This window comes from Bartonella phoceensis, from assembly GCF_902825145.1.
GTDB lineage: Bacteria > Pseudomonadota > Alphaproteobacteria > Rhizobiales > Rhizobiaceae > Bartonella > Bartonella phoceensis.
Genome location: NZ_CADEAD010000005.1, coordinates 26,614 through 45,488, shown reverse-complemented (window position 1 = coordinate 45,488; position 18,875 = coordinate 26,614). Strand labels below are relative to the sequence as shown.

The window sequence follows — 18,875 nt, the reverse complement described above, 5'->3', positions numbered from 1 at the left end:
GTTGTTAAGTCTTGATGAAGCGTGTCGACGCTATACTTTGACCGTAGAAGAGTTTCTTTCATGGCAAAGTTTAATAGATAAACACGGTTTAGCTGGATTACGAACGACTAGAATTCAACATTACAGGCATTAGTTGCCATTGATAATGCTTTGATAAAGGCTTAAAAGATATTTTTAAAACAACCAAACTTGATGAGAGTTTGGCTGTTTTTTTTGTGTTCTCAGCACATAAGGATATCAAAGATCTTGTTTTCAAACTCTAGCTTTTCTTATCCAGTCATAGAGTTAGATGGCATTAAATCACCCTCATCATCTGCTGACGCCTTCTTTTCCCGTGCTTCAAGAAGCTTTACGCGTTGCAGTTCTGTATTGACTTCATGGAGAGAAATTTCAGCATTTGTTTTTTGAAGTTGCAAATCACGAATCGAATTTATAAGATTATCGCGCCTCTGCCGTGCTGCACGAGCAAAGGCAGAATAAGCAAAATGGTGAACATCATTGTTCCCAGATTTACGTTCTTCATTAATAATTTGTGCTTCCAATTCTAGCACCATTCGCTCAAATTCTGCGATCATTATCTCAAGTTGTGCAATTTCACGACGCTTCCCACGTATTTGGAACATCCTCAATCGTACTATACTTTCCCGTGGCTTCATACTCACTACTCCTTGATTACGCCAACCTAAAATTCGCATCCTTACATCTATTTTCAGTGATACTTCCTCTGATGAAAACAGTTCATTTTCTAATTCGAAACTATAATTTTCTGCCTTTTCTTAAAGCACCTGCAAACACAACGTACTTTTAAAGAGGAATAACCATTTTTTCACTTTTCACCTCCACTATAGAACGAAGAGATTTAAGGCTCAGTAAATAAACAAAAAATTGTAAAAAAGTAATTTAAAATAATATATTATAATATTTTTTTAAAGTTATGTTTTAATGTAGAAGGCATTTCACTTTTCATTGCGCTAAAAAATATGCGATTTTTCTAAAATAATTTTGTAACCTCTTTTAAAAATAAAAATATTTTGTTAACCACTATTGTAGATAGTGGGGAATTCGGTGGTGATTGTTACGCGTACTACTGAAATGTTCATAAACACTTTTTGTTAATAAGTGTTTGATTTTATGAATTTTTTTATAAACAGTGGTTTTATCAACTGTTATAAAATGAGAGTGCTTCTTTTGATTCGTAAGGAGCAAAGTGAGGGATCTAAAATGCGCGTATTATTAATTGAAGATGACAAAGCAATGACTCAAAGCATTGAGTTAATGCTCAAATCAGCAAACTTTAATGTTTATATCACTGATCTAGGTGAAGAAGGAGTCGATTTAGGAAAGCTTTATGATTACGATATCATTTTACTTGATCTGAATCTCCCTGATATGTCAGGATATGATGTTTTACGGACCCTAAGATTGGCAAAAATAAAAACCCCTGTCCTCATCCTTTCAGGCATGAACGCCATTGAAGACAAGGTCCGTGGTTTTGGCTTTGGTGCAGATGACTATATGACAAAACCCTTCCACAAGGATGAGCTCATTGCGCGTATTCATGCAGTTGTTCGTCGCTCGAAAGGGCATGCACAATCGGTTATTGTTACTGGCGATCTTACTGTTAATCTCGATGCAAAAACAGTCGAAGTTGCTGGACGTCCTGTTCATTTGACTGGTAAAGAATATCAAATGCTAGAGCTTCTCTCTCTACGCAAGGGTACGACCCTTACTAAGGAAATGTTTCTCAATCATCTCTACGGTGGAATGGATGAACCAGAACTTAAAATTATCGATGTTTTTATCTGTAAACTACGGAAGAAATTGGAAGCAGTCTCTTCTCGTGTAAACTACATTGATACTGTTTGGGGACGTGGATATGTGTTACGTGATCCAGTTGAAGAGAACGTACGTAAAACCGCTTAAACAATGAAAATGCACATTGTAAAATCTCGGAGTGTAGCGGGCCGAGATTTTTTCTCTGTTGTACTATAAAGGTTCGCACATGAAAATCTCTTGTAGAGAAAATACTTAAAGCTTAAAAAATCCAAAACTCTCATTTACGGATATTATTTTGTCGTTCACGGATATAATTTAAGCCATTTTTCCTAACATGGCTCAATTGTCTTCATTTTATTTAGAATTTCTTTACACTTTCCAAAATAATACAATTGTCCGTTTTATCGATGTTTATTTTCATTTCTGTCATTTCAGCGAGTAATACTGTGTAATAAAATTGGATGACATGGGCATCAATCAGTTCTTCTTGAACATTTCCATTATATAACGCAATAAAATGAGAAGGAATACGCAAATTTTTACCACAGATCTCAAATCGAAAAGAACGTTTATCTTCCTCCTGTAAAATCATCACAAGAATTTCTCCCCCACGAGGAACTGTTGCATTTGCAATCAATAACAAATTAAGCAAAAGTTTAACTTCATTTTTTGGTAAAAGGAGAGAAGAAGCTTGCCATTTTAAAATTGCTTTTTCTTCCCTCATATATTGCTGCGCAACCTGCTCAGCAGAACGTGTATCTATTTGTCCCCCACTAGCTCCTGCAAAACCAAAGGCTAAGCGTGCAAATTGTAGACGTGCAGAAGCATTGGCAACAGACCAACGCACCAATTGTAAAGCATCCTCTTCAGCCCCTCCTTCATCATAGAGCTCCATTGCATTCTGAATAGCGCCAACAGGTGAAATCAAATCATGGCAAATACGGCTACAAAGCAAAGCAGCAAAATCCATAGGCTTTAAAGAAATAGCTAACATCATAATTCTTGAGAACTCCCAAAATTTTAAAAATAAGCTTTATTTTAAAGAAAAACTCTTAATATCCAATGCACACATATAGGAAAATTTCACAATCACACTAAATTTTTCAGAAACAAATTCAGGAATTTTAATAACCTCACATCCTCTTTTTTTATTTGAATAGAATATAAATCCTAATATTATCTTTTTGTTTGTAACTAATAAAAGGGAAAAACTCTATGGCTCTCTTTCTTCCAAAACGCTGGTACAAAAACATTGTATTTTTCACCTTCCTTTTATTGGTCATTATAAACATTGCAAATGCTCAACCTCGACCAATAGACCAAAACGAACCACATTATTCGCTACAAGAAATTATCGATTCCGGTCATACTTTTTTTGGAAAAACTACCAGCGGTATAGCGGTAGCAATTCAAAATATCTTTTCCCGATACGGTTATCCAAATGCCTACATTTTAGGAGAAGAAGCTTCTGGTGCTTTTTTTGCTGGATTAACTTATGGCGAAGGAACACTTTTTACAAAAACCTATGGTCAGCATAAAGTTTTTTGGCAAGGACCCTCTGTGGGATGGGATTTTGGCGGACAAGGTTCCCGTTTAATGGTCTTAGTTTACGATCTTAATAGTATAAATAATTTATGGGGACGCTATGGTGGTATTGCAGGTTCGGCCTATTTAATTGCAGGTGTTGGTTTTCATGTCCTTAAACACAAAAATACTTTATTAATTCCAATACGTACAGGAATTGGCGCACGGCTCGGTATCAATGTAGGGTATTTAAAATTAACCCCCACACCGACATGGAATCCATTTTAAATGTAATCTTATTGAAAAGGAAATTTATGCTTATTCAATCGTTTCTTTTTTTTATTCTTGGAGTAGCCTTTACTTCCTGGCTACTGGTGCTTTTCGCCCCTCTTATTTGGCGAAAAGCTGTTCATTTTGCGCATAAATTTACATCTACACAAATGCCGTTATCCTACACTGAAATACAAGCAAACCATGATTTTCTCTGTGCACAACATGCTGTAAAACTAGCCCACAACGAACAAAAATACGCTTCTTTGCAACAAAAATATGCCCAACAGAAAATACAAGTGAGCCAGTTAACAGAGCAGCTTTATCGATTATGTCTTCCACAAGACATTTCTTCCTCCTCCAAAAAAGCTATTGCGAACGAACAAAGTGCTTTCGCAACAAACACTTTCATAATGGAAATTAGAACTATGCGTGAAAAAATCGCACATTATCAGCAACGTTTACAAAAAATGCAAACCAATGATCCCAACACCAAGAATCATCTTCAGCTCCTAGATGAACTACGTGAAGAAACAAAGGAATTAGCGGCAACATTAGCTGCTCAAATAGCCTTACAAGAGGGAGAAGCATCTCCTATCAAAACATTAGTTCAAGATTCCAAAAGCAAAGACGACCTCGCATCGCGCATTCGCAAGAAAATAACCTGCACTAAAAAAACACCTCTTACATAAATTGACTTGTAAAGCGGCTCAAATAAATACCCAGATAAATAAAAGATAAGCGTATCTTGCATGAGAAACACGTTTTCATTGCCATAGCGCGAAAAAACATAAGACATGCCTTCAATATTGCACTCTTCTCTTTATAGCAAAGTCTCCGATTTTAATTTTGTTCTTTCATAACAAACCCCAAAATACCTTCCGAGAAATATAACCAAGATAAAACTTACTCTTTAATAGCTTAAAACAGAGAAATATTTTCTTAAGAATGATAAAAATCTCTTATTTGCTGGATAATGATATCCTGATCATTTTGCGTCAAATAAGGATGCATCGGTAAACTTAACACACAGTCTCCTAAAGACTCAGAAACGGAAAGAGAATCTTTTACATAAGGAAAATGTTTATAAGCTTGCTGTTGGTGCAAGGGAGTCTTGTAATAAACCATTGTAGGAATAGATTTTTTCTGTAAATAGCCCTTTAATTTGTCACGCTCCTGTACCTTAATAGTATATTGTGCATAGGCACAGCGAATATTCTCTGCCACTTCCGGAACCGTAACAATATCTCTTAAACCATTGGAATAATATTGAGCAATGGCTACACGCTTTTCTATTTCATCCTCGAAGATAACAAACTTTTCCAGCAAAATTGCAGCCTGAATGGCATCTAGACGCGAATTCATACCGATACGGACATTGTCATATTGTGTTTCACCTTTACCATGAAACAGAATAGAACGTAACAGCGCTGCCAAATTATCATCATTGGTCATCATAGCACCTCCATCGCCATAACACCCTAATGGTTTTGCAGGATAAAAACTCGTCGCGGCCACATCTCCAAAAGCCCCACACATAATATTATCGCCTTTTCCTCCCATTGATTGAGCAGCATCTTCAATAACAAAAAGGTTTTCTTTTTCCGCCACGCTAGCAATTTGTGCATAATCAGCAGGAAGCCCGAATAAATCAACAGCAATAATTGCCTTTGGTTTAAGGCGTCCCTCTTTTTTAATCATTTCGATTGCAGTACAAAGCTTTTCAACATCAATATTGAATGTATCAGGCAAAACATCAACAAAAACAGGTTCAGCACCCACCAATGCAACCACTTCAGCAGTAGCACAGAATGTAAAGCTTGGGCAAAAAACAGCATCCCCTGGACCAATATTTTGAGCCATAAGAGGCATCTTCAACGCATCAGTCCCATTGGCACAGGCAATCACATGTTTAATACCAAGATACTCTGCCAATCGCTCTTCAAACTCTGTTACTTTTGGCCCCAAAATATATTTACCACTGGCGACCACATGCGCAATTGCAGAATTAATTTTGTCTTCAATACGCGCACGCTGCGCCCCAAGATCGATGAATTGCATATTAACTCCATTGGTCATCATAATAATGCAAAAGCACTACTGATTTCTTTTATCGATGATAATTGATACTAGCAGCAGTTAAAATCCGTAAAACAGCAACAGCATCATCGCCATTTGTGCGAGGCGATTGACGCGTTTTAATACAATGAAGAAAATGCTGCAATTCGCAAGTAAGTGGCAAATCTTCACAAACATCAATGTAATTCAACTCATCAGTGCTAAAAGCCCACTCTTTTTTCTCTTTCCAAACGGCAAAACGGTGTAACGCCAATTTACGATTCCATGGCTCCATATCATTAAAAACGAGCGTGGCCTTTGTACCGACAACAGTTAAACGTCTTTCACGATAGGGACTCAAGCGTGAAGTAAAAAGATGACTCCGTACATCATTTGGAAAAGTCATATGAATATGAGCAAAATCAGAACACTGATCAATGACAGCAGCCCCCTCCCCTCGAATTTCCGAGGGTTCACATCCTGTCAAAGCCAAAATCATTGAAAGATCATGAGGCGCCAGATCCCATAAAGCGTCACTTTGTATATGAAATTTTCCAAATCCTAACCGGTGGGAATAAATATAGCGCACATCTCCCAGTTCTCCCTTTTCCACCAATTCACACATTTTTTCAAAAGCAGGATGAAAACGTAAAATATGACCTACCATAAAAATCCGTTCGTATTGGCTTGCAACCTGCACTTGACGTTCAGCATCAGCGACATTGAGGGCAATGGGTTTTTCAACCAAGACATCTTTACCATTTTGAACAGCACGTATAACATTTGCCGTATGGAATTGTGGAGGCAACGCGAACACCAACGCATCAATACCGTTATGCGTAAAAAGATCATCAGGCGCAACAACGGCCACGCCATACATATTTGCAAAACTTGCGGCACGGTTAGCATTAACATCAGAAACTGCTACTAAAGCTCCAAGACTCTGGAGCGTTCGTATATGATTTCCACCCCAATAACCGCATCCTAAAACCGCTACACGTGGCATCATTTTTATGCCTTACCTCACCTCATCATATAAAAAATTTCCCTATACTCCATATCGAGGATAAAATAGAATGACAAGCAAAAAGCTTAAAAACGATGCTTGACATCTTACTATTCTACCTCTTATATCCGCAAAAGATGAGATAAGTTGATAATCATATTTATCAATTTCGGCGGAGTAGCTCAGTAGGTTAGAGCAGAGGAATCATAATCCTTGTGTCGGGGGTTCAAATCCCTCCTCCGCTACCATTCTTTTCAGAGTAATTTTTGAAATATACCTGTAGTTTACCAGCAGGTTTTGTATATGTAGCTTGACGGCAGGTTTTGTATATTTTGCCACTAGGTTTTGTACCAATTTATTTTTTTTCAAAGAGTTTTTAAGGGGTTCTCAAAGGGTCTTCAAAGGCCTTTCAAAGATCATTTAAAGCCTCTTTTTCTTTTCTGCTCAAAATCGCAATTTTTGATGATCAATCATTGAGTTGGAATCGTATTATTTGAGAAGCAGTGTATATAAAGCGTATATAAGATGTATTCACCTCTTTTAGCATAAATTGACTGATGATTTTTCTGTATCCTAAGCACATTATTCAGGACATTATTAATCAGGACATTATTAAAAAGAGAAGCGTTTAAGGAATTCGGTCAACTTGACCAAATTGCTCTTCAGTATGCAATTGTGCAATGTTTGCACCATTGCTCCTTTGAGGAATTGGGTAAACATTACCCTATTGCTGTACTCATGCAATTGGATCAACTTGATCCTATTTCTCGTTTTAGCAATTGGTGCAACTTGCACCTATTCCTCTAAATGCCCTTCATCACCAATCAAAGGGTAAACATTACCCTTTGATTTTCTGTCTCTCCAAGGTTTATTTTTCTCCTGCCTCTTTTCCCTTGTTTGGAGCTTTGAGGGTGATTTGTGTGATGTATCCGCTTTGTTTTTCATAGCTGTGGGTGACGGTAGCGGCTTTCCATGGTCCATTGATTTCTCCACGAAACCCTTGTAGGAGCAGAGGTTGATCGGCCATGATTTCAGGGCGTCCTTCTAAGGTTAAGGAGCCACTGCCTACAGCACGACACAGCCTGTCCGACTCGGAGGCGGCGGCAGCTCGTGCTTCCTCTTCACAAGGGTAGCAAGTCCGCAGACGACGCACAGGACCGCTAAAACCTGTTTGATGCTTGACTTGGCACTGTTGCCCTTTTGAACGATCAAAATAAGAAGCTTCAATGATGCCATATTGCGTACGTGGCTCTAATGTGAATTCCCAACTAGAACAGTCATGTTGATGGAGGGTGAGGGCTGGTAAATTGTCCCCGCTTAAAAATAAAAACTTATGGTCTTTGATCAAAAAACGCGCCTGCATGCGATCGGCAAGACGAGTTAAAAAGTCAACAGCAGATTGATTTGTGCGAATCACATAAGGAAGAGTTTGTTTGGTAAACTGGGGACTGACCTTTGCTTGATAACCATGACGTTTAGCAAGTGTCTCAACGATCTCGCTAATGGTTTGGTGGTCAAAATGTTCACTCGCCTGTTCTTTAAGTTCTTTCTGCATCGAAGCGCTTTTGCCACAAAGGCGCAAAATCTCTCCATCACTCCCACCAAAACTGATAACCGACTCAACAACAAAACGCCCCATAAAGGCACGAATACTGTTCTCATAGCCAAAGGTGACCTGTAGGGTACTGTTGCGTGCAGGAACCTCTAAATCATGGCCACTATCATCAAACTCGGCTTCAAATGTATCGGCTTCATTGCCTGCATGATCGGTGATGGTTGCCGTTAAAAGACGCTGGTAAAAAACCTCATGAACAAGCCTCTCCCCCACCCTCACCTCAATAAAGGGATGTGTACGCATTAGTCCCATAGCCGCTTGACCACGCTGTTCTTTTCTTGGCAGACAAACTCAGGCAGAATGACTTTTAAGCCTCGTGGCAACAGAGCTCCATATCCTGCAATACCCGGATTGGTTTCAAGTGTAGCTTCTAAATACCCTTTAAGGAAACCAACTTGAGATTTAGCTCCTAACACAGCCATGGCATGTTGAAAGCAGATCAGATCAAGACTCATATCCTCTAGTGTTACAACAAGGTGCTTTTCTGGTATCTTCATGGCGTTTCTCCTCCTTGGGAATATTGATCATATCCCTCTTGATATTGTCCAACTTGGTATTGTCCTTGCGGTTTTCCGCCATTAAAAAAGGGCAAGAGACTGATCGCATAGCGAATACGCCCCGATTGACCGGAGCGGCTAATATAGTCGTGGTCTTTCGTGATACTGGTGATCACCACAGAACCATGGAGAATGGCACTATAGCCATTATCACTCAGCCAACGAATCATCTGAACGGGTTTGGCTGCACGAATGGTTCTGGTGATGGCATCAAGAGCTGCACGGTCTCCAAATTCTTCTGGAAACAATACCCCGTGGATGGTTTTGGGATCATTACCATAACCAGTAAATTGCAAACCGGGCGACCTGCCAAAACGCTCTAGGCAAACCCATGAGGCAGAGAACTCTTCCTCAAAGGATTGGAAATTCAGCCAATCCACATAAAAGAGATGGGGACCTAACATCATCAAAGGATCTCTCATAGGCTCCCTCCCATTATTCTATTCCCTCATGCAATGCATTAGCGCGTGCCCGTTGAATGGCGTGAGTAACCGCACGACCAGTGGCAATGGGATCACGTGCGCCATTGACATGCACCGTAACATTTTGAGTGCGATACATAAGTTTGTGTGTCCCTCCCCTCATTGCCTTCCTGCCATTATTCGGTCCCTCCATGGAGGGCATTGGCGCGTGCCCGTTGAATGGCGTGAGTAACCGCACGACCAGTGGCAATGGGATCACGCGCGCCATTGACATGCACCGTAACATTTTGAGTGTGGGTGATGGCGGAGCGGTCTTTTTCTCTTTGCTCTAAGCCCAAGTGATTGGCATAAGAATGACCTGCAAATTGTGCTATGGGTTGAATGGTTGTTTTGCTCCCAAGCCAACTTGGCAAATGAAACAGGTTGGATAAATCAATCGATCCAATCCAGCCCTTTATGCAACTGGGCAAAGATTTAAAAAAATCCATCAAGCCTGTGATGGTCCCCATAAAGCCATCGACAATCCAACTGGCCAAGTCTTCCCCTGCTTGTTCCATACCTGCTTTGGCATCTTCAGAGAGCTTTTCGCGGGCAAAAAAGCTCCCCAACCAGCTCCAAAAGTTGGAAAGGCTTTGTTTAAAGCCCTCCCACACATTGCCAAACCATTTGCCAACAGCGCTAAGTCCCTGTTTGAACTTTTGCCAATGGGCAGAGAAATCAAAGGCAGCAGCAATGATGTTTTTCCATTTGGTGATGGTGGTGGTATCGGCACCAAAAAAGCGCATGACGGCTTCAAAGGCATGCCCAAAAGCGCGTATTAGCCCCCGTGCAAAACCTTTGACAAAGGAAGAAAAACGATCCCAATATTTCCACAAAGCAAAGCCAGCCGCCATAATGACAGCCACAACAGCGGCAACCAAAGCCCCTATTGGGGTAAAAATAGCCCCCACAACGGCGGCAATACCGGTTCCAACCATTTCTATTGCTGTTCCAACAAAACCAAAGCTACTCACCAATGCTGCACCTGAGACGGCTACTCCCCGAAACGCAGCCACGAGTAAAGTCATGGGACGCAAGAGCTGAAGTGAACTTGCCCCAAGACCCGCGGTTAGCAAGCCCAGTGAGCGCCCTGAAGCCAAGAGCCTGCGCCAACTTGCAGCAAGACCACGACTAACAGCACCCATCTTGATAAAAGACGTGATCAATTGAAGAATCCCAAGACGTGTGCCAGCAAAAGTAAAGCGCAACACACGCAAAGCAATATTAAAAGCCATCAGAGCGGCAATGGTTTTGATAATGGCGCTTGTTAAAGTGGGATGAGCATTCGCCCACGCCATAAGAACATTGATAAAACCACCAACATTTTCCATCAAACTGTTGAGGGGGGGCAACAACACTTCACCAATGGTAATCCCCAAAGCCACAATACGGTTTTGCAAAAGTTCAAATTGCCGCATAGCGCCCGTTGCTTGTTTATCAGCTTCTTGTTCTACCGAACCTTTAAAGACTTGTGGATCTTTTACAAACTCTAAAGCTTTCCCTAACAGTTCGGGATTGCCAACCAATTTAGCAAAATCACCGGTAAAGTCTCGCCCAGCAATGGCAATCAGCGAACGCATACCCTGTTCTGATTTGCCCAACACATCAAAAAAGCGCACCAAAGTACCGGTGGCATCTTTGTCCAGATCTTCCATGAATTTTTCGCGGGAAAGCCCAATATTGGCAAAAGCATCTTCAATATGCTTGCCCCCTGCTTGAATGCGCGCACTCATGGCATTAAAACCACGCGCTGCACTCTCTGGGACAATCCCAGCAGAAATCATCGCTGTACCAAATGCTGCTGTTTCGCGGGCTGTCAACTTAAACATAGTTGCTGCACCGGTGGCACGATTGGTAAAATCAGAAACTTCACTGGCCTTTGCTGCCATGTGGTTAGAGAGATGATTGATAGCATCCCCTAAATCTTCAATGCCTGCTTGATTAAGCTTAAAGACATTGCGCAATTTGGCAAAGCGCTCACCAATCTGATCCCCGCTCATATCAAAAGCAACTGCTGCCTTGGCAGCATAAACACTAAAAGCTTCTAAATCTTGTTCGCCAATTCCTGCTTGGCTGGCACTGGTCATCAGTTCTAAAACTTCACGGGCGGCGAGAGGGATTTTGGTAGAGGTTTCCAAAGCAAAACGGCGCAATTCCTTTAAGCGATTAAGGGGGGCATCCAGAACCTTTTCCAAGCCTTTCATCGATTGATCAAATTGCATGGCTTTATAGAGCGGAGCAATTAAGGTTGCGGTTTGGCCAATGGCTCCTACCATACGACCACGTGCATGGATAAAAGCATTTTCCGCATTGGCTGTGGCTTCCTTCAAGTGCTTAGGGTCAAACCAATTTTTAAAGTGTTGCCTTGTCTTGTTTTGGAAATGCGCAACATCGCTACTGAAAGCTGCAAGGTCTCGCTTGGCAGAGGCAATCCCCTCTTGCAGATGATTCACAAAACGCACAACAAGGGAAACATCCATGATCGCATCTCATCCTAACATTTAGCTTTCATATTCTTGGGCTTTCAGGCGAGCTAATTCATAGCGATAGGAGACAACATCGAGCCAATCCATCTGGTTAATCTCTAGAGCCGACCAGTGATAATAAAGAGCTAGCTCTGCTCCAAATTGTCCAGCATAGGGGATTGGCGTTGCGTAAAAAAAGCAAAAAAAGCCTTAAACACTGCCACAAGATCAACAACATCAAGACGATCAATAAGTTCAACAGATTCATGAGACATCTCTGCCAAAAGCGCTGTAATACCTTCTGTCGCCTCATGGGTAAACAAAACTTGTGAAAGCTTAAGAATGAGAACATCATTGCTAGGTTTTTTTTGCTCTGCAAATTCAGGTACAAGCAGCTCTGTCAACTGTGGTCCAATCAGCACAGACAATTGCTTGGCATGTTTGAAGGTGGGGCGATAAAAAGTCAATTTATGCCGTGTCGCTTGCCTACCCTCACTGTCTTGGTACAGAATGGGAACCTGCAATTCCACCTCAATACTGGTTTGTAAACTTGTTAAACTTGTCATGATCAATTCCTATAAATTAAGTATAGAACGGCGACGCCCACCAATATCTTGCCCATTGCGCACGAGCCAACCACCCCGTTTAAACGAGAAACGATGTAAAACAGAGCCATCCCAAAATTCTGTGTAATCCCAAACATTCTTGATCTCGCAATCATAGCCTGTTGCTTTTCCAGCCGTTAAGCTTTCGCTATCGACTTTGACCAAGCGCCCTGTAACATCAATGGAATGTTCATGCTCGCGACCATCTTCTTCAGACACCACATGTTTTTTGCCGGTAAATTTATGACGAAGACCAGGAGGACCACCAAAGATACCGATGATTTCTGGGGTGTGACTGCGGATTTTCATTTGCAAGCTCAAAGCTTTCACACCAAGACCACTCACATCAATTTGCATGTCAGAGCCCCCTGGTTGATAGGTTTCGGTGATTTCTTCCAACGTGGGAAGTTTGAGCGTTTCAAGATCAAGATGAAGATTGACATCATCATCAACAATCAGGGTAAAACCACGAACAATTCTTAAAGTCATACATCACTCCTTGCTGCCTTGCGATAGGTGTCAAGCGTATCGCCAAATGCATAGGTCATTTTATTTTGGATATCTTCAGAGAGCCGATTAAAGTAAGCACCATTGCGCCGGCTTCCAAAGCTTAAGTCTTCGAGAGGGGGCACTTCTTCTGCATCAAATTCCACCCGCAATTTTCCCAATTGCAAATTGCTGTTTGAATTCAAATCACGGTCAAACCAAACCCGCCCCCCTAAAAGCGCACCGCGCGCAATCATGTCATCAAGAAACTGTGTAAGGCTGCGGGTAATGGCAATGACATGTTGACCGGTCAGATTCTCGTCATTGGCCCAAGGACGTAAATTGTTAATAATGGTTTTTTCCAAGGCTGCGCGGGTACGCACCACATTGACAAAACGCCAGAGTGGATCACTCGAAGTGGTATGGTTGCCCCATAAAATGCGCCCATTGGCAGCAGTTTTCCCATGAGCATTTTGGCTAAGGCGGGCGGGAATAAAGGTGGCAATATCAGCTTGATTGAGACGATTAGCCTCATGATCAATTTCCCCATCAAAGTAGCTAATCGGGCGCGCTGTGCCTAAAATACCTTTGACATCTTGGTTGGAAGGAGACCAAAAAACACCGCCCCTTTGCTTATCACGTTTGATAAACATCGCCGCAGCAAAAGGACTTGCTGGTTTAACACTAACACCACCATCACTATCTGCTACCCGCACAAAGGGATCAATCAGATAACAAAAGCGTGAGGAAAAATCCGCGCGAAAGGCAAGGCTTTCTTCCGTATTTTTGCCCCCCGTATCGAACACGGCAATGGCTTGTAGCTTTTCAGCAACCTGTTCTAAAGCATCTGCTAGCGGATTTTTAGCATTATCAAGGCGCCCTGCACTATAAGCCGGTGCTAAAAGAATTCCAGGTTCCACACCTAAATGCCCTCTAGCATGTTTTAGCGCATGAACACCGGTTAAAGCAACACTTGACCCCACCATTTCGGCTTGTGTCTCAGCAATGGTTGACTTTTCTTCTACCCGCACAAGGATCACTTGTGCCTCAATCCCTTGCGCGCGCACGGCATTGATAACATCAAGGGCTGTTCCTCTTGTCCCAAGCTTTTGGATTTTCTCTGTCTCATGAGTAAAGACCAACACGGGCTCATTAAGGGGATAGGTTTGTGTATCCGCATCAGGGGCTGTCACAACCGCCCCTATGGCAGTTTGGCTAAACATCTCTAAAGGGCGAGAAGCTTGACCATCCTCAATGAGGCGAATACCATGATTAAATTCTGTTGCCATTTTGCTCTCCAAATCAATGAAGAGACCATAACAACACTCATCCTCTCTCATAAGCCTGACAGTGTCAGTCAAAAAAAGTCCTTTAAAAGGGCTTTAAAAGAGCAATAAAAGGACAAATCATACAAAGTCCGCTTATACAACAAGCATTCCTATAACTTAGCTTATTTACCTTTTTTGTGGCTCCCCTATAGGTGGCTCTATGATTGCGTCTTTCTCTGCTGGTTGCCCAGATGCGGATTGTTTTTTGTTTTTATCCAATACGGGAGGAGAGAACACTCCGTCCTTATAAGTCCAGCCAATTTGTGCTTCATGTGAAGGAATAGCTTCCCCGTCAAAGCCGTGAACATAATCTTCTGAGGCTACGATAATGTTCGTTACCACACCATTTTCAACAACTGCATAGTCCATAAAAAAACTCCTATATAAAAAATTTCAACAAGATAGCTCCGTCTCCACCGTCACCGCCAATTTTACTCCCATCTTTTCCACGAAAATATCCGCCGCCACCGCCACCGCCGTTAGCACCGTAATCACCACCATTACCTCCCCCATTATTGCCACCGTAACCGCCTTTGCTATTATTTTTGCCACCGCCGCCACCGCCGCCACCGCCATAAATACTGTTTCCACCATGGCCTCCATGATCATTACCGTTTGTACCGCCACCGGCACCACCATCGCCACCGGAAAAAATAAAACTCTCATTTTGCGGACCATCTTGTTGATTATTTTTCCAAGTGCCTCCTCCTTTACCTCCTAATCCGCCTATCCCTCCATTACCGCGATCGCCATAGGCATTCGCGTAGCCACCAGGAGTGTTGTCATTGCCACCACCATAGCCACCTCCACCTGCGCAAATAATACCTTTGATAATTGTATCTCCACCCCAATTTCCGTTGCTTCTGCCACCAGATCCACCACGACCAATTTGAACTGTTTGCGATTTTTTTAGATCAGACACTTTAATTTTAACACGCGCGTGTTGACCTCCACCACCACCTCCTCCTCCGTTTTTATTATTGCCACCATCACCGCCTCCTCCGCCGCCGCCTCCCCATGCCCATATTTCAACTTCTGTATCATCGGTCACACCTTCAGGGAATGGAATGGGGCCACTTTCTGTCATGAGGATTTCGACAGGTTTTTTGCTTAATAAAGCTATTAATTGATCTATTTCACTTTTCGTATAATAGGTTGTCAGATCTTCATTAATTTTGGCTTGGAATTCGTCTAGACCTACAATATCTTTCGTTTTATGTTGGTGCGGACCTAACAAGGATATCGCACTGCCGAAAGTAAATTTATTGTTGCTTGTTTTGTAGAGAATATAATTGTTGGCTGCATCTTGGGTACCCTCTACATCACTTAAATCAGAAAATGAAAAAATTCTATCCGCTGGCATTTTATCTTTGAGAGTTGCTTCAAGATCTGTAACATCACTTATGGCATGTCTATGCTGTATAGCCGCTTTTCCATCTACCTTTTTCTCAATATCTGCTATTGCTTGATCAATTTTGCCCAAATTTTCCCGCAAAATTGGGAATTCAGAACTAATAAAACGTCCTTCTTTGGGCAATTCCATCTTTAGCTTTTTTGTTTTTTCCATCTGTTTTCTCCCATCACAATATGCCAGCGCCAAAATCACTCGCCATGGAACGCGCGGATGGACCACCCGTAAGCGTGAGTTTTAAACGTGCTTGTTTGGCTGTTTTGTCACTGCTCATAAATTTTTGCTCTGTCCAAAGGGGCTCGGATAATTGTTCTGTTTCGTCTAAGGTGAGAGGACTAAAAGCGCCGTCATCCAGCTGCATCTCCAGTGAAAGAGTTGAACCGCCCGGCAAAAATGTTTTGATATAGCTGGTAAGACGCGCCTTTTCACCAAAGGCAAAAGCACGCGTGACATAGGTGGCTTCCTTATGGATTTTCCCTGCAATCAACTGAACAGGCGCAAACAAAACTGGTGAGAGTTTCTCTGTGCCTTTAAGAATAGCACGAAGATGAACCTTTTCACTGATATATTCGGTAAGACTTAGCAACTGAAAGGGGAGCAGTTGATAAATTGTGCCATTGTTTCTTTCAATTTCAAAGATGACAGAACACGCGCTCGAAGGCAATTCAATGGCTGCACGCACTTGTAGATCAGAACAATCAACAAGATCAAAGCTGCCTAAATCGACAAGTTTTTCCGTTTGTGTATAGCGCGCCGCTAACACACGAAAAGCCAATGCCTCATCTTGATGAGCAGTCCAGCTTTGCGCATTGACAGAAGAAAAGCGTGGTCCCGTCACGTAAGGGTGGCTTGAGACGTATCTTTGGTGTTCTTTATCAAAATCTCCAAGCTTTGCCAATGAGACGGAATGATTAGCATCATCGGTTTTAATCACAAAAGCCGTGAGACGATCATTAGGGATTAACAGGGGAACTTCGTAGCGTGCCTCAGCCCATCCTACCTTTGCGTCCTTCATGGAATAAAAACTTTGTGCTTGGATATCAGCGGTGGGATAGCCATTTTCGGTGGTGACCAAATCAATCACCAGATCATGGTTTTGATTACCGATTTTACAAAGATGAAAGTCAATACCGGTTATTTGTCGTGTTTCATCGGGGATAAAAACTTGTGCTTGCGGATCAAATTTCGTCCATATCTTCACCGTAGTGGTGCGCCGCATTACCTTCACATCAATCACACCTTGACCGGTAAAAAGACCTGTCGCCATTGTTCCACCTTTCCCCCGTGCCACAACGCTTTTTGTCCCAGCAGTGATATTTTGTGGAATCGTGAAAGTGCCTTCAAGGGTGCCTTTACTATCGGCAACGAGGCGGCTCTTTGGTAAAACATCCACACCATCAAAGGTAAGGCTTTCCAAAATTTCTCCTTTGCCAAAACCTTCAATCTTAAAGTTCAACTTAATTTGTCTTAGAAAATCAATTTGTTCTTTGGTTGTACGTACCAAATCATCACTGATTTCCGTTTTACGGATGCTTCTGCCACGGTTCCAGCCCATATTCAATTGATTGGTCACACTTGAGAGCCAATCGGTACGTTGCACATGCCAAAAATCTGTCGCAGGGATTAATGTAACCGTGCCGGGGAGAGAGGCAAAATTTTGATAGGGATTGATTTTTTCACAAGCCGTTGTCAATTCTTGTGCAATGATCACTTCATTTGTCCAGTCAAGGGTGACAGGTGCTTTTAAAGGAGCAGTATAGAATGTTGGGTCAATGGCAAGCTGTAAAATACCATTGCCAACAGCGCCTGTTTGGAAAAAACCTTCATCGCGGTAAGAATCATCCAGAAAGGGATCGACAAATATGCCTTTTTTAGCAACGGGTTCTTTTGCATCAACATTGCTTTTAATACGCTCTAATTGCATCAACCGGTCAAGCGAAAGCACCCGTTGAAAATAGCGCCACATTTCATCATAGGGGGCAACCCGTGTGCCATCATTGACCACAACCGGCGTTTCAAGCCAATTGTTGGTAATGGTTGCAAGGGACAACACATCATCAGGAACACTGGGGGCTATAGGGTGGTCTGAGGAAACCCCTTTGATATAAACAACATCACCTCCTGTATTTAATCCAATACGGTCAATGCGGGGCAATTTGTAAGTGTAACTCACAATGATATCACCGCCATCGGCCCCACCTGAGACGGTAATTTCCTGCGCACTTACCTTATCAGCCGTGATTTTTGAACGGTAACGATAAGTCACCTTATAGCTGCTCCCCGGAGCAGGTTCATCTCCCATGGGAGCCCAATCAATGCTGTCTCCTGTTTTCTTAAAATCCGTTCCTTCTTTAAACTCTTTGTTGCCCTGAACAACTTTAATAAACGCGGTGATACTTTTATCAGGAACACCATCACGCCCAGCGGCAATCGCACCACGGGTTATCGTGACGGTTTTTTCCTTTGTCAGTAACAGCGATTTTATCTCCGCAATGGGAGCATAATAGGTTTGAAAGCTAAAGCTTTGTTCTTTTCCTTTTGGCGCAAAGATATGCGTTTCGCTAGGCACTAACCCTTTCGCAAAATCCTCAAGTTCTTCATGGCGCAAAGCTGCCAAGCGTTTGCGCTTGAAACCATTGATATTGGCTTCTCCTTCTTGAATACTAAAGACTTGGCAACCGTTATTTGCTCCCAATGCACTTACACGGCATCCCCCCACGATATAATGCCCATGGGCGCGGTCGTACGTCGCAATGGCCTGCATGGCTGGTTCAAGCAGAGAGGGGGATTTTTGATCAATCAAAACGCCATCTTGTAAGATATAGACCGGAAAAAAAGTCCCTTGCTGGTCATCATCTTTGAGAGCCCAGACAAGTTTTGCGATCTCACGGGCGGCTCCGGGCTCTCCTTCTGCCAAGGACCCTGGAACTTGCCCCAACAGTTCTGGATCATCCTCATGAGTTACCCATTTCTTTTGCAATTTTACACCGATTTCCAAGCGCCCAACCATGGAAACATTCTTGAGAATAGCTTTTGAAACAGGGAAAATATCACCTGCTATATAAATCTTTCCCTCTGTCAGCATCACGGTCTTTGTGTCTTTATTGACAAAAGCATCAGCCCGTTCAACGCGGTCTCCTTCTTTGGCCACAAGGCGCCCCAAACGGTCATGACGCCCCCTGATGATGGTTTGAACTTCATTGAGTTCACCCGCTTGAAGAAAAGGGCGCTGTCCATAAAACACCACGCTTTGTTGCTCTTCTTTGCCGATTGATCTGTCAATTGCAAAGGGTAAACCACTTTCATGCTTCAT

The 18,875-nt window shown here is 42.4% G+C and carries 19 protein-coding genes and 1 tRNA gene; 5 read left to right on the top strand and 15 right to left on the bottom strand.

Annotated features, from left to right (window positions below):
• The coding region (locus J7R07_RS08405) for a DUF1153 domain-containing protein (protein ID WP_246464864.1) at positions 1-133 on the top strand (133 nt) is incomplete at its 5' end.
• A 136-nt stretch (positions 134-269) separates the two neighbouring features.
• On the opposite strand, the gene J7R07_RS06275 is transcribed toward J7R07_RS08405, so the two are convergent.
• Positions 270-656: a flagellar export protein FliJ gene (locus tag J7R07_RS06275; protein WP_208436022.1), complete on the bottom strand. Its 387-nt coding sequence runs from the start codon at positions 654-656 to the stop codon at positions 270-272.
• 565 nt (positions 657-1,221) lie between these two features.
• Between J7R07_RS06275 and ctrA the strand changes: the two genes are divergently transcribed.
• Positions 1,222-1,923, top strand: coding sequence for a response regulator transcription factor CtrA (gene ctrA / locus J7R07_RS06270; RefSeq protein WP_208436021.1), 702 nt, complete (start codon positions 1,222-1,224; stop codon positions 1,921-1,923).
• 211 nt (positions 1,924-2,134) lie between these two features.
• On the opposite strand, the gene chpT is transcribed toward ctrA, so the two are convergent.
• A complete protein-coding gene (gene chpT / locus J7R07_RS06265; protein WP_208436020.1) occupies positions 2,135-2,773 on the bottom strand; it encodes a histidine phosphotransferase ChpT in 639 nt (212 codons plus the stop codon).
• A 218-nt stretch (positions 2,774-2,991) separates the two neighbouring features.
• On the opposite strand from chpT, the gene J7R07_RS06260 reads away from it, so the two are divergent.
• Positions 2,992-3,588 carry a DUF1134 domain-containing protein gene (locus tag J7R07_RS06260; protein WP_208436019.1) on the top strand — a complete coding sequence of 199 codons (597 nt, stop codon included), beginning with the start codon at positions 2,992-2,994 and terminating at the stop codon, positions 3,586-3,588.
• Between the two features lie 26 nt (positions 3,589-3,614).
• Positions 3,615-4,262, top strand: a complete 648-nt coding sequence (locus tag J7R07_RS06255) for a hypothetical protein (protein ID WP_208436018.1) — start codon at positions 3,615-3,617, stop codon at positions 4,260-4,262.
• Positions 4,263-4,512: 250 nt separating this feature from the next.
• On the opposite strand, the gene J7R07_RS06250 is transcribed toward J7R07_RS06255, so the two are convergent.
• Positions 4,513-5,631 carry a DegT/DnrJ/EryC1/StrS family aminotransferase gene (locus tag J7R07_RS06250; RefSeq protein ID WP_208436054.1) on the bottom strand — a complete coding sequence of 373 codons (1,119 nt, stop codon included), beginning with the start codon at positions 5,629-5,631 and terminating at the stop codon, positions 4,513-4,515.
• 49 nt (positions 5,632-5,680) lie between these two features.
• Positions 5,681-6,637 (bottom strand): Gfo/Idh/MocA family protein, encoded by a 957-nt coding sequence (locus tag J7R07_RS06245; protein WP_208436017.1) that lies wholly within the window; start codon positions 6,635-6,637, stop codon positions 5,681-5,683.
• Between the two features lie 168 nt (positions 6,638-6,805).
• Here J7R07_RS06245 and J7R07_RS06240 point away from each other — a divergent pair.
• Positions 6,806-6,882 (top strand) — tRNA-Met (locus J7R07_RS06240).
• 620 nt (positions 6,883-7,502) lie between these two features.
• Here J7R07_RS06240 and J7R07_RS06235 read toward each other — a convergent pair.
• The 11 genes from J7R07_RS06235 to J7R07_RS06190 all read right to left on the bottom strand — a co-directional run bounded on the left by J7R07_RS06235 (position 7,503) and on the right by J7R07_RS06190 (position 18,875).
• Positions 7,503-8,501, bottom strand: a complete 999-nt coding sequence (locus J7R07_RS06235; RefSeq protein ID WP_208436016.1) for a phage late control D family protein — start codon at positions 8,499-8,501, stop codon at positions 7,503-7,505.
• On the bottom strand, positions 8,492-8,746 hold the full coding sequence (locus J7R07_RS06230) for a tail protein X (protein WP_183194589.1): 255 nt from the start codon (positions 8,744-8,746) through the stop codon (positions 8,492-8,494). The genes J7R07_RS06235 and J7R07_RS06230 overlap by 10 nt, the downstream gene beginning before the upstream one ends.
• Entirely contained in the window at positions 8,743-9,228 is a 486-nt protein-coding gene (locus tag J7R07_RS06225) for a phage tail protein (protein WP_208436015.1), read from the bottom strand. Before J7R07_RS06225 ends, J7R07_RS06230 begins: the two co-directional genes overlap by 4 nt.
• A 13-nt stretch (positions 9,229-9,241) precedes the next feature.
• Positions 9,242-9,367, bottom strand: a complete 126-nt coding sequence (locus J7R07_RS08525) for a hypothetical protein (protein ID WP_281384549.1) — start codon at positions 9,365-9,367, stop codon at positions 9,242-9,244.
• A gap of 37 nt (positions 9,368-9,404) precedes the next feature.
• The gene (locus J7R07_RS06220; protein WP_208436014.1) at positions 9,405-11,747 is read right to left on the bottom strand and encodes a phage tail tape measure protein; all 2,343 of its coding nucleotides are present in this window, start codon (positions 11,745-11,747) and stop codon (positions 9,405-9,407) included.
• A gap of 131 nt (positions 11,748-11,878) precedes the next feature.
• A complete protein-coding gene (locus J7R07_RS06215) occupies positions 11,879-12,298 on the bottom strand; it encodes a hypothetical protein (protein ID WP_208436013.1) in 420 nt (139 codons plus the stop codon).
• Between the two features lie 9 nt (positions 12,299-12,307).
• The gene (locus tag J7R07_RS06210; RefSeq protein WP_183194498.1) at positions 12,308-12,826 is read right to left on the bottom strand and encodes a phage major tail tube protein; all 519 of its coding nucleotides are present in this window, start codon (positions 12,824-12,826) and stop codon (positions 12,308-12,310) included.
• The gene (locus tag J7R07_RS06205; protein ID WP_208436012.1) at positions 12,823-14,112 is read right to left on the bottom strand and encodes a phage tail sheath C-terminal domain-containing protein; all 1,290 of its coding nucleotides are present in this window, start codon (positions 14,110-14,112) and stop codon (positions 12,823-12,825) included. The genes J7R07_RS06210 and J7R07_RS06205 overlap by 4 nt, the downstream gene beginning before the upstream one ends.
• A 165-nt stretch (positions 14,113-14,277) precedes the next feature.
• Positions 14,278-14,520: a hypothetical protein gene (locus J7R07_RS06200; RefSeq protein WP_208436011.1), complete on the bottom strand. Its 243-nt coding sequence runs from the start codon at positions 14,518-14,520 to the stop codon at positions 14,278-14,280.
• A 10-nt stretch (positions 14,521-14,530) separates the two neighbouring features.
• Positions 14,531-15,718 carry a Bgr_08870 family protein gene (locus tag J7R07_RS06195; RefSeq protein WP_208436058.1) on the bottom strand — a complete coding sequence of 396 codons (1,188 nt, stop codon included), beginning with the start codon at positions 15,716-15,718 and terminating at the stop codon, positions 14,531-14,533.
• 13 nt (positions 15,719-15,731) lie between these two features.
• The gene (locus J7R07_RS06190) at positions 15,732-18,875 is read right to left on the bottom strand and encodes a DUF4815 domain-containing protein (protein WP_208436010.1); all 3,144 of its coding nucleotides are present in this window, start codon (positions 18,873-18,875) and stop codon (positions 15,732-15,734) included.

What these genes read in the sequence shown, in the direction of transcription:
- J7R07_RS06205 (WP_208436012.1), bottom strand. Translation starts at nt 14,112, where the DNA reads ATGGCAACAGAATTTAATCATGGTATTCGCCTCATTGAGGATGGTCAA.
- J7R07_RS06255 (WP_208436018.1), top strand. Translation starts at nt 3,615, where the DNA reads ATGCTTATTCAATCGTTTCTTTTTTTTATTCTTGGAGTAGCCTTTACT.
- J7R07_RS06210 (WP_183194498.1), bottom strand. Translation starts at nt 12,826, where the DNA reads ATGACTTTAAGAATTGTTCGTGGTTTTACCCTGATTGTTGATGATGAT.
- J7R07_RS06220 (WP_208436014.1), bottom strand. Translation starts at nt 11,747, where the DNA reads ATGGATGTTTCCCTTGTTGTGCGTTTTGTGAATCATCTGCAAGAGGGG.
- J7R07_RS06200 (WP_208436011.1), bottom strand. Translation starts at nt 14,520, where the DNA reads ATGGACTATGCAGTTGTTGAAAATGGTGTGGTAACGAACATTATCGTA.
- chpT (WP_208436020.1), bottom strand. Translation starts at nt 2,773, where the DNA reads ATGATGTTAGCTATTTCTTTAAAGCCTATGGATTTTGCTGCTTTGCTT.
- J7R07_RS06215 (WP_208436013.1), bottom strand. Translation starts at nt 12,298, where the DNA reads ATGACAAGTTTAACAAGTTTACAAACCAGTATTGAGGTGGAATTGCAG.
- J7R07_RS06225 (WP_208436015.1), bottom strand. Translation starts at nt 9,228, where the DNA reads ATGAGAGATCCTTTGATGATGTTAGGTCCCCATCTCTTTTATGTGGAT.
- ctrA (WP_208436021.1), top strand. Translation starts at nt 1,222, where the DNA reads ATGCGCGTATTATTAATTGAAGATGACAAAGCAATGACTCAAAGCATT.
- J7R07_RS06250 (WP_208436054.1), bottom strand. Translation starts at nt 5,631, where the DNA reads ATGCAATTCATCGATCTTGGGGCGCAGCGTGCGCGTATTGAAGACAAA.
- J7R07_RS06195 (WP_208436058.1), bottom strand. Translation starts at nt 15,718, where the DNA reads ATGGAAAAAACAAAAAAGCTAAAGATGGAATTGCCCAAAGAAGGACGT.
- J7R07_RS06245 (WP_208436017.1), bottom strand. Translation starts at nt 6,637, where the DNA reads ATGATGCCACGTGTAGCGGTTTTAGGATGCGGTTATTGGGGTGGAAAT.
- J7R07_RS06275 (WP_208436022.1), bottom strand. Translation starts at nt 656, where the DNA reads ATGAAGCCACGGGAAAGTATAGTACGATTGAGGATGTTCCAAATACGT.
- J7R07_RS06260 (WP_208436019.1), top strand. Translation starts at nt 2,992, where the DNA reads ATGGCTCTCTTTCTTCCAAAACGCTGGTACAAAAACATTGTATTTTTC.
- J7R07_RS08525 (WP_281384549.1), bottom strand. Translation starts at nt 9,367, where the DNA reads ATGTATCGCACTCAAAATGTTACGGTGCATGTCAATGGCGCACGTGAT.
- J7R07_RS06230 (WP_183194589.1), bottom strand. Translation starts at nt 8,746, where the DNA reads ATGAAGATACCAGAAAAGCACCTTGTTGTAACACTAGAGGATATGAGT.
- J7R07_RS06190 (WP_208436010.1), bottom strand. Translation starts at nt 18,875, where the DNA reads ATGAAGCATGAAAGTGGTTTACCCTTTGCAATTGACAGATCAATCGGC.
- J7R07_RS06235 (WP_208436016.1), bottom strand. Translation starts at nt 8,501, where the DNA reads ATGGGACTAATGCGTACACATCCCTTTATTGAGGTGAGGGTGGGGGAG.